The sequence below is a fragment of the Sporosarcina ureae DSM 2281 genome (genome assembly GCF_000425545.1).
GTDB classification, from domain to species: Bacteria; Bacillota; Bacilli; order Bacillales_A; family Planococcaceae; genus Sporosarcina; species Sporosarcina ureae.
In genome coordinates this window covers 16262-28995 of sequence record NZ_AUDQ01000006.1, presented here as the reverse complement: position 1 = coordinate 28995, position 12734 = coordinate 16262, and the positions used below count along the sequence as shown (strand labels likewise).

The 12734-nt window shown below is 37.8% G+C and carries 9 protein-coding genes, 1 tRNA gene and 1 pseudogene; 1 reads left to right on the top strand and 10 read right to left on the bottom strand.

The features are described 5' to 3' along the window. Positions 1–7 precede the first annotated feature (7 nt). From H605_RS17520 to H605_RS0107375, 8 genes and pseudogenes are all read right to left on the bottom strand, one after another. Positions 8–1779: pseudogene (locus H605_RS17520) on the bottom strand (acyl-CoA dehydrogenase family protein). 57 nt (positions 1780–1836) lie between these two features. After that, a complete protein-coding gene (locus tag H605_RS0107410; protein ID WP_029053641.1) occupies positions 1837–2613 on the bottom strand; it encodes an SDR family oxidoreductase in 777 nt (258 codons plus the stop codon). Positions 2614–3372: 759 nt separating this feature from the next. Further along, positions 3373–5826, bottom strand: a complete 2454-nt coding sequence (locus H605_RS0107400; RefSeq protein WP_029053640.1) for a penicillin acylase family protein — start codon at positions 5824–5826, stop codon at positions 3373–3375. 1132 nt (positions 5827–6958) lie between these two features. Continuing rightward, positions 6959–7111, bottom strand: a complete 153-nt coding sequence (locus H605_RS19205) for a hypothetical protein (RefSeq protein WP_155979488.1) — start codon at positions 7109–7111, stop codon at positions 6959–6961. A gap of 406 nt (positions 7112–7517) precedes the next feature. Further along, positions 7518–7591: transfer RNA gene (locus H605_RS0107390), tRNA-Arg, on the bottom strand. Between the two features lie 61 nt (positions 7592–7652). After that, positions 7653–8051 carry an SET domain-containing protein gene (locus H605_RS0107385; RefSeq protein ID WP_037561718.1) on the bottom strand — a complete coding sequence of 133 codons (399 nt, stop codon included), beginning with the start codon at positions 8049–8051 and terminating at the stop codon, positions 7653–7655. A 221-nt stretch (positions 8052–8272) separates the two neighbouring features. Next, positions 8273–8917, bottom strand: a complete 645-nt coding sequence (locus H605_RS0107380; protein WP_029053638.1) for a DUF3885 domain-containing protein — start codon at positions 8915–8917, stop codon at positions 8273–8275. A 36-nt stretch (positions 8918–8953) separates the two neighbouring features. Beyond that, the gene (locus H605_RS0107375) at positions 8954–9172 is read right to left on the bottom strand and encodes a choline/carnitine O-acyltransferase (RefSeq protein ID WP_156875512.1); all 219 of its coding nucleotides are present in this window, start codon (positions 9170–9172) and stop codon (positions 8954–8956) included. 423 nt (positions 9173–9595) lie between these two features. On the opposite strand from H605_RS0107375, the gene H605_RS0107370 reads away from it, so the two are divergent. Further along, positions 9596–10450 carry a hypothetical protein gene (locus H605_RS0107370; protein ID WP_029053636.1) on the top strand — a complete coding sequence of 285 codons (855 nt, stop codon included), beginning with the start codon at positions 9596–9598 and terminating at the stop codon, positions 10448–10450. 44 nt (positions 10451–10494) lie between these two features. Here H605_RS0107370 and H605_RS0107365 read toward each other — a convergent pair whose 3' ends face one another. Further along, the gene (locus H605_RS0107365; RefSeq protein WP_029053635.1) at positions 10495–10848 is read right to left on the bottom strand and encodes a DoxX family protein; all 354 of its coding nucleotides are present in this window, start codon (positions 10846–10848) and stop codon (positions 10495–10497) included. A 168-nt stretch (positions 10849–11016) separates the two neighbouring features. Then, a complete protein-coding gene (locus H605_RS0107360) occupies positions 11017–12705 on the bottom strand; it encodes an FAD-dependent oxidoreductase (RefSeq protein WP_029053634.1) in 1689 nt (562 codons plus the stop codon). Positions 12706–12734 lie beyond the last annotated feature (29 nt).

Sequence of the window (12734 nt, the reverse complement as noted above, 5' to 3'; positions counted from 1 at the left end):
TTCCCCTTTATGAAATATAGTCTTCTGCTTGGTTAACCGCTTCTGCAATTTCACGCTTTGTACCCACTGTATCTTCAACCGATAATTCACTACATCTATTAAATATATTGTTCAGAATATATGTTTTAGTATGTTCCGAAGCAACACTAGAAAGTAGTTTTCTCGCATTCATTTCCACACGTAGTAATGTATCCGTAACAAGCGCTTCTGTTAGTTTGATTTTTAGAGAGGCAGACTTGATATTTGAAGACTCTATTGCTTTAATTGTTCGTAATACAGCCGATTCCATTGCATAGAGATCAATTGCTATATCAGCAAGTCTCATGAGAGCTTCCTGTTCATTCACAATATGTTCTCCAACTTTTGATACGTGAGATCGATACTTAGTAAGAATATATTTCTTACTAACGTAACTGCTTGTTGTTCTCTTGAAAGTGCAGCGCTTTGCAGAGTCGCCGGTTGAGCCAGTGCTTTACTCGCTTCTTTTACCAATTCTTGAAGTGGAACCATTCCTTTAGATGCCTGACTTAGTAATGAAATGGGAATGAGCAACCGATTAATTTCATTCGTTCCTTCGAAGATTCGGTTAATACGAGAGTCCCGGTACACTTGTTCAATTGCATAGTCTTTGATATACCCATACCCTCCGTGAAGCTGCAATGATTCGTCGGCTACTTGATCTAGCGTTTCGGACCCATATACTTTACAAATGGCACATTCCACAGCATATTCCATCATCCGTTTATCAAGTAAACGATGGTCTTCTGAATGCTCCAAGTCACCCAGTGCATTTTCTAAAAGAGAAGCAGTTCTATACTGAAGCGATTCTGCAGCATAAATCCGCGTCATCATATCCGCTATCTTTTCTTTTGTAGCAGTAAATTCAGCGATGGATTTTCCGAATTGCTTACGCTCTTTTGTATAATCAATTGCTAATTTCATGCTGAACTTTGAAGCACCCATTGTTGCAGAACCTAAATTAAAACGTCCTAAATTGAGTACGTTCAATGCAATATGGTGACCCTTTCCCACTTCCCCCAGTAGATTACGAACGGGGACTTCACAGTTTTCAAAATACACTGCAGTGGTCGATGAACCTTTAATTCCCATTTTCCGCTCTTCTGGGCCAAGAGAAATTCCCGGGAAATCTTTCTCTACTATAAATGCAGTAAATGATATACCGTCTACTTTTGCATAAACGATAAATGTATCGGAAAAAGCAGCATTCGTAATATATAACTTTGAACCGTTCAAAATGTAATGTGTGCCTTCTTCATTTAACTTTGCTGTCGTTTTCGCCGATAATGCATCAGAACCTGAAGCTGGCTCTGTTAAACAGTAAGCACCAATAAATACGCCAGTTGCAAGTTTCGGTAAATAGTATTCTTTTTGCCATTGCGTTCCGAAATAAGTGATAGGTAGCGTGGCTATACATGTATGATTGGAATGCGCCACACTATATCCCCCCGCAGAGCCTAAACACTCACCAACAAGTCCTTTAGTAATTTTATCGAGACCTAGCCCACCATATTTTTCCGGTATACTGTGCGCTAGTAATCCGAGATCTCCCGCCTTAGTTAACAATGACTTCACAAGAGTAAAATCTTGTTTTTCAATTTCTATATTTCGTGGATGTACTTCTTTTTGTATAAAGTTTTTTGCTGTATTTGCAATCATATGGTGTTCGTCAGTAAATTCTTCTGGAGTAAATACTTCATGTGGTAATGTTGAGCGATATAGAAAAGCAGCACCATGGTAGAGCTGATTTTTATTAGACATGTACGTTCTCTCCTTTATCAATAATACAGCTGAAAACTTTGTCCCGATTTCCATTTACTAGACTTGGCTACTCATACCGCCATCCACCACTAATACGTCTCCAGTCATATAATCAGACGCTTTTGATGCTAAAAATACAGCTACACCTTTTAAATCATCTTCGTTACCTAATCGATTTAACGGTGTTCCATTTAAAATGTACTCACGACCGTTTTCAATTGTGACATTCGACATTTTCGTCGGGAAGAACCCGGGGGCAATTGCATTCACGTTAATATTATATCGTCCCCATTTTGCTGCCAAATCTTTAGTCAATACGATGACTGCACCTTTGCTAGTATTGTAACCAATCGTATCCATGAAATCTGGATGCGTTCCGCCAAGTCCTGCAACAGAAGCAATATTAATGATTTTTCCGCTATTTTGCTTAATCATGACCTTTCCCACTTCTCTGCTCATGATGAATGTTCCCGTTGCGTTTACGTTAAGCACTTTCTGAAAAGCTTCGATCGGCATATCTATTGTTGGCGCCCCCCATGTGGCACCGCTATTATTCACCAGAATATCAATTGTTCCAAATTCCTTTACTGTCTCTTCAACTACTCTTTTCACATCTTCTTCATTTGCTACGTCACAAGCTAAACCTATTGATCTCACACCTAGCTTTTCTAACTCTTGACTCATGTCAATGCAAGGTTCTACTTTGCGCGAACAGACCACAACATTTGCTCCTGCTTCTGCAAATCCCCTAGCAATTTGTGAACCTAGTCCTCTTCCACCACCAGTAACTACTGCCGTTTTACCCTTTAGATTAAACAAATCAAGAACAGTCATGTCTACTTCCCCTTTTCTATAAACTACTATTTTCCTTCTCCAAATAAAAGTCACTTTAGTATACTAACCAGTTGGTATGTTCAGAATAAAAAGATATAAATATCATAGTAAACGCTCAGCTAGTATTTAGCAAGACTTTACTTCCACCTTTAATACTTTAACTTGAAGAATACTTCTTTAGGAATATTAGGTAGTTTACACTTGGTTGAACAATCAAATTAACGGCAAGTAGAATCATACATAAAAGTTAGAAGTCTACTATGCAGACAAATCAAAGAACGTTTTCAAAAGATTTTCAAAAACATGTCTCGTCTGTAAATCGGTCGTTGTAAATAGTTGATTGTCCTATAGCTTTGTGGCTATTGTATAGACCATCATACTAACAGTGGCCGATGTTAGAAACCCTACCATTGAAACGCCAATGTCATTTAAATATTTATCATCAACCTGCCAAATCCCTTATGCAATCCAACCCTCGCTACAATTGCTTTAATTTGCAAGATTTTATCACAATTCGTTGGAAAAGCCCCATGATTAGCGATTTCCATTAGTTCGGCCACTCCATATTTACCTATTTCATATTTCTCCATATCTACTAGTCATTAGGCAGGAGTCATTGATAGTAAATCCCATGCTTTAGATTAATACGCTCGATCCATACTAATAAAAAACTGAGAAGAAAAATAAATGCTTTTTCTTCTCAGTATCTCCTTTACGTTCTACCTGAAAGATCTTTCATAGTAAACTTGACTCATCCTATTATTTCCCTTGAAAATCAATCTCAAATGTCTCTACCGCATTATCTAGAACGTCCTCTTTTTCAAAGAGCATTTGTTTATACTCAAAGTTCTTAAACATTTCAATTTGATCTTTATAATGTTGCGAATACTCACCGTCTTGTTTAATGAAACCTATCTGGCCAGGTGGTGTAATATTCATGCCTACAGGTCCATCCTCTGTCATTTCCACAAAATGATTTTCACTTCCTCTGTTCATAAAAATAATTGGTTGCTGATCTCCGAGTCCATGTGGCACCCCTATAAGGGATTTAGCTCCGAATGTCATCGTCTCAATAGGCATACTCCATTCTTTCATAGACACACCATATTCTTTTTCCAGCTCAACTACAACTTGGTCGAAACTATTACGTGCAATTTCTTCAATGTTGCGTCCTTTTAACCAATCATTTTCTACTTGTAACGCTGCTTTATCTCCTTGAACAAGATGGGACAATAAACTTGATCCACCTGATCGATGATCTACAAATGGTCTCATCTCTTCATAAAACTTACCTATATCTTCTTCTGTAACATTTACAAAGAACTGATCCCACCAAGCCTTCATAATTGTTGCGCCGGGCGAATCGTAGTAGCCATCATTGTCTTTATCTTCATTTAAATTATTCCAATCCTCTAAAATGAAGTGAGCTTCTTCATATTTTCGATCGCTATCTACCTTCTCTGAGAGAACATCTAGCAAAAATGGCTTGAACCAACGTGTCTTCAAATTAACAAAGCTTGCTTCATAGTTTACTTCATTAACTTCTTCAATCGTTAGCTTATTTCGTTCACTAATCCTGTCAATAAATTGATGATTTCGGTGATCTGCCCCCCACATATAGTTTTGTTCATTCGTATTCCAGTTCGGTCCAGGTTTGTTGTTCCAATTCGCTACAAAACCACGTTCAGGATTGACCTCATGCGGATTATCCTCTGTTTCTAGAAAACCTTTCCACTCATACTCACCTGTTCCGGGTGTGGGGAAACGCCAATCTACTCGCTCATCCCGCTCTGGTATTTGACCGACATGATAGTAAGCAATTTCATCGTTTTTATCAGCATAAAACCAATTCAATGACATGGTATACTCTCTTGCAGCAGTCGCAAATTCGTCTTGACTCTTTGCATAGTTCATCTTTAAATAAGCTGCCCAACTGTCTGCTTCAGTTCCTCGAAATGCCCACTTTTTACTGTAAGCAATGGGGTGTTTATCATCTTTAAAAATAACGGGACCATGAACACTATCGTGAAATTCCCGAGTAACCGTTTCAATCTCCCCATCATCTTTCTTCACATCAATACTTTCAGTTCTTTTTTCAAATTCAACCCATTCTCCATTGAACTTATACTCATTTGGATTTTCGGGGTTTACCTCTTCTTCAAATACATCTGATACATCACCATAGCCAGCAGTTGCTGTAAAGGCAAAATCATTCGTCGCACCAAACATAATGAATGGATATCCAATAAATGAAGAACCTTGAATAGTAAGATCTGGACCATGAAGCCCGACTTCGTAAATAAAGCCAGGTGCTGTAAAACCTACTTGTGGTCCACCAAACATGATTGGATTACCAGATTCAGATTTTGAAGCTCCAATAATCGCTGCATTACTTCCTACTTTCAATGGAACCCCTAGTTCTTGCCGTTTATTAACAAAATCCTCTCGCAACGTCGAGACAGTTTCCCCTGCGAATGCGACTTGATCTAGCGTTTTAGCATTTGCAAATGGCGTTCCTTCACCAATTGAAGCATCGCTATCTGAACTAGTTGGTGCATCTGGGTCATTTATCCAAACCATATCATTAAAAATTGCTTGCGCTTTTTCTTCATCGTATTCATCTAACAATTTGGCATAAATAGTAGCATTTTCAAGCTCTTGTTCTTGGTCCATGAAGGCCGTCATAGATGCCATGTACAAACGAAGAACATCTATACTTGTCCAATTGTCAGGCTTCAAATCATACTCAGCAAATTCCTTTGATAATTTATTTTCGGGATCCTCAAGGGCCTCATCGACATAGCGATCAATCCCACTTGAAAAGTTTTCAATAACTTGTTTCGCAAAAGGATCCATTTCATCGATCATTTTTTGAATCGCTTCATCAGTGTGTCCATCACGTCGAATCTTTTCATCATGCGCTAAGTACTCTTCGCCAAATACTGCCGCAGCGGTACCTTCATTTGCCCGTTTAAACATCTCCAGCTGAAAAAGTCGATCTTGTGCCATCACATAACCATAAGCTTTGTATAAGTCTTCCATCGAGTCCGCATAAATATGTGGAACCCCAAATTCATCGCGATGAACTTCCACAGCTTTGGAACCAGCTTTCACTTTTTCATTTAACGATTCATCCTCTTTTGAGCAAGCAGATAAGAAGATTAAAACCAAAATAAGTACCGTATGCGTAAGTAATTTCATTGAACGCTTCATTAAAATAACCACCCTATCAACTAGTATTCTAAAGATCAATTCAAACTGCGTTTGTTCCTACTTGTGTAGAGAACTACATTCAATTAATAATACTTCAATAAGAATCTTACTAAATGATAGCGTTTTCATTTTCTAGAAAAAAAGATTTATATCGCAAGATCTCCTACACCCCTTCCTGTCTTCCATCGAATCCCGTTTTTTCCTAAAAAGGTTTAACCCTTCAATATATAACACTTTTTAAACGGAGACCGTGTTTTTCATTATAAACATCTACTTTCATAAGTCAACAATATTAAAAATATTCAAACTTTAGTAATTAAATATTTTACTAACATAGGTACGAAGAAGTACACTATATTTCTTTTGAAGTGTTCCTGGTATGTGAATTAGATACTCCAGAAAAAATATGCTTATAGAAGAACTTTATCGAGAGAGACTTTAAGGTAGATCAATGGCGGAATGGATACTACCTTTAAGATAGGGGAATCTTGTAAAAAGGAAACAGACTGGTAATGAGCTTCAAATAACGCTTACCGAATGGACTTCGGTTTATGGACTACGCCATACACGCGCAAGTATCTTGCACTACACAAAGGTTAGAACACAAGGATATTGACAACATATTGAAGTATTGTGCACACATCATTAATAAATTACGCGTACGCGATGAGAAGATTACCATCGCTACTTGCGAGAATATGATCGAGTAAATGTGTTTAATGGCTTTACTTCCTATCGTTTTCTAACGTCTTCTCCAAAAACAAAAACGCTATAAACGCTGTTATTACAACGTTTATAGCGCTATTTAAATTTCTTAACTGTCTTGATTGCGTCCCAGGAGGAATTCGAGCCCCCGACCTACGCCTTAGGAGGGCGTTGCTCTTTCAAGCTGTGCTGCTGTACTTGAAGCGTCGTGAATACAGCGCCTACAGGAATACTTGTTTAGTAACATTCAAGCTTACTCTTTTTATTCGAACTAGAGTATTTGTCCAATTATCTACATTACCTTTTCATATAATGAGTATAAGGTCGGCCGGCATAAAAAGCGTAATGGAGGTGAAAAGATATGTGTTTTAAAAATAATAGACGGGGAAATCGGGTAAAGTTTGATTGTGAATGTCGAGAAGTAAGATCAAATCACGATAATAGGCACCACTGTGACCGTGACTTTAAACACCACGATAATAAACACCACTGTAACCGTGATTTTAAGTGTAAAAATGAGTTCAGGTGTCAATGCAGAAGATGTAATCGCAGACGCTTTAACTTTTTCTGGTAAATGCAATGAGAGTAAGAAGGTAAAATAATAAATGTGTCTGCGCAGACAAAGCATAAGAAATGGAAAGGCAATTACTTTAAATTGAGTAATTGCCTTTTGGGGATTTGAAGTCGTAAAGCGTGACAATAGGTTATATATACTGTTAATACTTAAGGTGATTATAAAGTGTAACGTTTTATCAAATCTCCACTTTTATAAACTGTTTTTACTAGACGAGGTTAACTATGGCAATATCTTAGAGGGTTTGGTGGCTCTGCTGAGATATGTGTTTATGTTTATTACTCTAACACTGGCAAGTTATTTTTTATAGACCTAGTATTTGCTAAGTCAATTTAAAGGTCCATTCTAGTAATCAATTTCATGGATTTGATTACTATCAAAGTGTTTGGTTTCAGTAAAAGAAACCAAATAACGTCCTAGAAGGGATTCGAACCCCCGACCTACGCCTTAGGAGGGCGTTGCTCTATCCAGCTGAGCTACTAGGACATGATAGAAATGAGTAACACTTCGATTCATCTGCTGATTCAAAGTGTTCTCATGCTTATGATTAATCGTTAGCCGTACCATCATAATCTTCATTAAACCATAATTGCTCATCATCATCCACGTCGCCATTATAGTTAATCAAAATTTCTTCTCCAGCCTTGATATCTGTATAGGCAAAGAAATCAAATGTATGGTGATCGAAATTAATATCATAGGTCGCATTTGGTTCATAAGAATGATTGAATAACATTCCGTAACCAAGTAGGACAGCGGTATGATTTTCTCCATACTCGAAAGCGTAGTCAGCTAGAACAGTTTTTTCAATATGTTGATGTTGTTCATTTGGATAGGAGATAACAGGCGCCTCGTGTAACAGCTGCCCTTTTTTAATATCGCATTTTGCAAATACGCCCCTATTGAATTCCCCTTCGCCAATTGGAGAAAGTTTTACTTCTATCATGTCTTTCACCTACTCGCTTGTAAATTATACTTGGCTAGTATACCATTAATTCCATCCGATTGCTGATTTCTTTTCTCATAAATAAAAACGGACTTTAATAGTAATTACTTATTTTTCAAAGATAGATGCCGACCAAACACCTTGGTACAATCAATCGGTGTTACAACTGACCGGAATAGACCTTTGACTGAATACATTTCATACATAAAACCTATACCTTTCTACGCAAAGTCATTATCCACTTCCTGCTTATCATAATCAAGGATCCACTCTGGGTATTGTTCATATAGAAATCGAATAGATTCTCTGTCAGCCGCTATGATATCACATCCCCGATCATCGTATAGATGATAAATGATATTTTTGGATAGGTTGATGAAGAATATATCATAACCACTTTCAGGATTCTGTTTTAAAATCGTTGTTGGATCAGCAAAGTCTTCGTAACAAATCGCTTTCAGCAACTGCTTATACCGAATATCCTGTTTCTTACAAGTAAGCATAAATCGATGCGTTAGAATTTCTTCCTCCTCATGACCATGGGGGTTAGGAATCGTAGAAAACCGCAATGTATATAATAATTCTTTTCGTTTAATAAACTTGGAATACACATTCAAAGGTCTTTCACGTAGAAAATGATTATTTGTATGGACATCAGTAACCATCATGATTTCATCATTATCCCCAAACACCGCTTCGAATAACGTAATGGACCGATAGAATGCTTGTTTTAAGAAATCTGGTTCATCAAATGCAATGGATTCTGAAATTTCAAAGCGTATAGCTTTATTTGTTTCGTAAAATAGTGCAGGTGCCAGTTCAATCCCATGGAAATACTTATCTAAATACAATTCTAAAGTTCTCATTCATTTCACTCTCCATTATGATTACTTAGATGATAGTTAATGCAACATCTCGTAGTTCTTCCAACGCATCTTAAAATAGCTTGGATCAGTAAATAGTGCAGGTGCTTTTTCCCTCTCATGCTTATCTCCATACATCGGAAATATTTTATGTATACCATATAAATGTCTTTCCACACCAAACCCTTTTTGTGCTTCTCCTTTTTCTTTGAAAACACTGTTGTACGATCCGTTTAGTTTCTTAGAATTCTTCTTCATTGACCAATGGTTATTCACTACGAGTAATTTACTTTGTATCTACCAGTCCACTTTACATAATATTATTATATTTGCACCTTTCAATTTATAAACTATATAGTAAAGAATAGCATAGTAAATTGATCTCCCACCTACTTATATGGAAGATTCTCTTTCATCCACTCTAAGAACACCAAAGAGGTACACTGTTCTATGCTGTTAGGTACTTGTTCTAGTTTTCATGGTACCAATTAATCTACTGTAAAATAGTAAGTAAACATTCTTGACGAGCTCTTTCTTCTTAAGACTATATTATTTATCAATTTATAGGTAAGCTGATCAGCATCTCACTTCTATGGTTCTCAAAATGCCTAATAGGTAGATTTTGTAAAGGACTATCATGTATCATATAGATACAATGTAAAAAGTGAGGTTACAGACTATATGAACAAAAAACAATTATCATGGGCTGTAGCTGGTGCAGTCGTATTGCTGGTAGCGCTAATTATTGCCATTATAAGCAACAAAGAAACACCAGAAACTACAACAGAAGAGCCAGTATTAACCGAAACCCCGACACAAGGCAAAGCAACAGAACAATCCGACGAACCTAAACTTACAGAAGTTCCCACTAAGGAACAGCCTAATATGAATGAAATTAAAAAAGATGGCAAAGAACCTGAAGAACCAACAAAAGAACAGTCAACAAAACCAGTTACAGGATCATCTAACACGGTTCAAAATACAGCTCCGACACAGCCGTCAACGCCGGCATCAAAACCAACAGAACAAAAGAAACAAGCTAAACCGGCAACTACGAATTCCATAAAAGACGGTAGGTATGAGGTAGGAACAGATGTAGAACCAGGTGAATACCTCGTATTCTCCAATGGTGTTACACTCTTGGAAAATACAACGGATCAATCAGGAAATCCTGACAGTATTGTATTCAACGTGGCACTGGATGGACGTTCCCATACTTACGTAACATTACGCGAAGGTGAATACTTTACGCTAAAAGGTGGAGAAATGTATCCCGTAGCATCCGCACCTAGTATTAAACCGACAAACGGAATATATAAGGATGGCCAATACAAAGTGGGTACAGATATTCCCGCTGGTTCGTATACATTGTTGGTAGATGATCAAAGCGACATAGGATTTTATGAGATTAGCAAAAATAGCCGACAAGACATGATGGATCTTCTCGTAAGTGATGTAGTGGAAGGTGAAACGTCTATTAACATAACGAACGGCCAATATTTGACGATCCGAAATGCCTATTTAAAAGTACAATAAAAAGCACACACAAAACCTTTTTGGTTTTGTGTGTGCTTTCATTTTTAGACCTTTCGCACTTTCAATACCCACCAAATTAATACGAATTGCAGTGGAAGTCTTAGCCACAATGCTATTGCCGATACATCATAATTCTCAGCTGTAAAGGCCATATATATATTAACTGGGAATACGAGAACTAAAAATATCGCAATTAAAAAACCTGTATCATAGCGCGTCCGCTTCATGAACAATCCAATAGCCAATGCAATTTCCATTACACCTGATATGTACACAACGGCTTTTCTAAACGGTATCCACTCGGGCATCATGCCTGTAAAAAATGATTCCATTGCGAAGTGACCAATTCCTGCCGCTAAAAATAACACACAAAATGCGTATAAAGCAATTTTTCTCATATACTATAGTCTCCTAACTTTCCTCTACTCTGCTAGTGCCCTTTATGCAACCTACGTAAACCTGATCAACTATTAATATTATATTAAAAAAGTAAAGTGGTCTACTATTCATTTCAATAAACAAAAAACCTAAGCTCTCCGAATGGGAGCTTAGGTAATAAATTAAAGTTAATTGAAGTTATACTCCGTTACAATTTTTTCTCTATCTGAGATCACATCATTGTAATACTCATATAAACAAATACCAAGGAAAGAACCCGAGATATTCACGATGTTATCAAAGCCACTATTTTGTAAGGCCATCAACGCATTGTAGCTACGCTGTGAAGACCTGCAATGAACATAGACGGGTACATCTTTCGGCACTTCTTCCATTCGGTCACGTAGCTGACTGAGTGGAATATTAATCGCATTCAATACGTGACCGTTCGCGAATTCATTCTCTTCACGTACGTCGATAATCACCGCGTTTTGCTCTACCAGTTCCCGCACTTCTGATACATGGACTTGCTCATAACGGCCGTATAGAATGTTAAGAGCAACAAGTGCGGCTAGATTGACGACGTCTTTAGCCGTACTGTACATAGGTGAATAGGTTAGCTCAAGCTCTTTTAGATCTTCAAGCGTCCCCCCCATCGAGATAAGTGTCGCAATGACATCAATGCGCTTATCCGCATTTCCTTTACCAATTGCTTGCGCCCCTAATACTTTCCCTGTCGGTACTTCAAATACTAATTTGAAGTGGAGTGGATTACTAGTAGGCATCAATGAAACTTTATCGGCTGCAATAATATATACGCTATCATGCTGGATTCCTGCTAATTTCGCCATTTTTTCATTGAGGCCTGTGGAAGCTGCTACCAAATCAAAAATCTGGATACTCGATGAGCCGATGACGCCTTTGTTTTGATGAGGAATCCCATACATGTGATCCGCTGCGGCACGTGCTTGACGTTGAGCAGGACCAGCTAAAGCCAGTCTCGTTGGTTTATGAAGTAATTGGTGATACACCTCAATGGCATCTCCGACTGCATAAATTGATTTGTCATTTGTTCTGTAATTGGCATCTACTTTAATACCACCAAGCTCTCCGATTTCAAGGTTCGCATCTTTCGCAAGCTTTGTCTCGGGACGAACACCTATTGCTAAGACAACCACTTGTGCATCAACTTCTTTACCAGAATTCAACGTAACATTGCTATCAGTAATTTTAGCCAATCCATCGTTTACAATCACTTCGATCCCTTTATCCATTAGTTCCTTATGCAAAATTTGAGCCATATCATAATCAAAAGGCATCATGACCTGGTTGGCAAATTCGATTAACGAAACATTCCGTCCAGCAAGCTTTAAGTTCTCCGCCACTTCTACACCGATGAAACCACCACCGATGACCGCTATATTTTCGATATCTTTCGTTTGTACATAATTGTTCAGACGCTCAATACCTTCCACGTTGCGAACCGTGAAAACGTGTTTCGAATCTACACCTTCTAAATTCGGAACAATTGGACTCGCTCCTGGAGATAACACCAGTCGATCGTAGCTCTCCTCATATGTTTCACCTGTCAGCACATGCGAAATGCTTACCGTTTTTTCTTTGCGATTAATGGCTATCACTTCTTGTCTAACACGCGCATCAATATTATATTTACTTTTAAACGCAACAGGATCCATTAATACAAGCTTGTCGCTATCTTCTACAATACCGCTGAGATAAAACGGTAAAGAACAGTTAGAAAAAGATACATGCGGTCCTTTTTCAAACATAATGATTTCCGCTTGCTCATCCATACGTCGAATACGTGCAGCTGTCGAAGCTCCACCTGCTACTCCGCCAATTACAACAATCTTCATCTTGCCATCCCCTTATTTAGTAATTAAAC

Coding starts and splice junctions, on each gene's coding strand:
- H605_RS0107380 (WP_029053638.1), bottom strand. CDS start 8,917: ATGAGAACTTTAGAATTGTATTTAGATAAGTATTTCCATGGGATTGAA.
- H605_RS0107385 (WP_037561718.1), bottom strand. CDS start 8,051: ATGATAGAAGTAAAACTTTCTCCAATTGGCGAAGGGGAATTCAATAGG.
- H605_RS0107400 (WP_029053640.1), bottom strand. CDS start 5,826: ATGAAGCGTTCAATGAAATTACTTACGCATACGGTACTTATTTTGGTT.
- H605_RS0107375 (WP_156875512.1), bottom strand. CDS start 9,172: ATGAAGAAGAATTCTAAGAAACTAAACGGATCGTACAACAGTGTTTTC.
- H605_RS0107370 (WP_029053636.1), top strand. CDS start 9,596: ATGAACAAAAAACAATTATCATGGGCTGTAGCTGGTGCAGTCGTATTG.
- H605_RS0107365 (WP_029053635.1), bottom strand. CDS start 10,848: ATGAGAAAAATTGCTTTATACGCATTTTGTGTGTTATTTTTAGCGGCA.
- H605_RS0107360 (WP_029053634.1), bottom strand. CDS start 12,705: ATGAAGATTGTTGTAATTGGCGGAGTAGCAGGTGGAGCTTCGACAGCT.
- H605_RS0107410 (WP_029053641.1), bottom strand. CDS start 2,613: ATGACTGTTCTTGATTTGTTTAATCTAAAGGGTAAAACGGCAGTAGTT.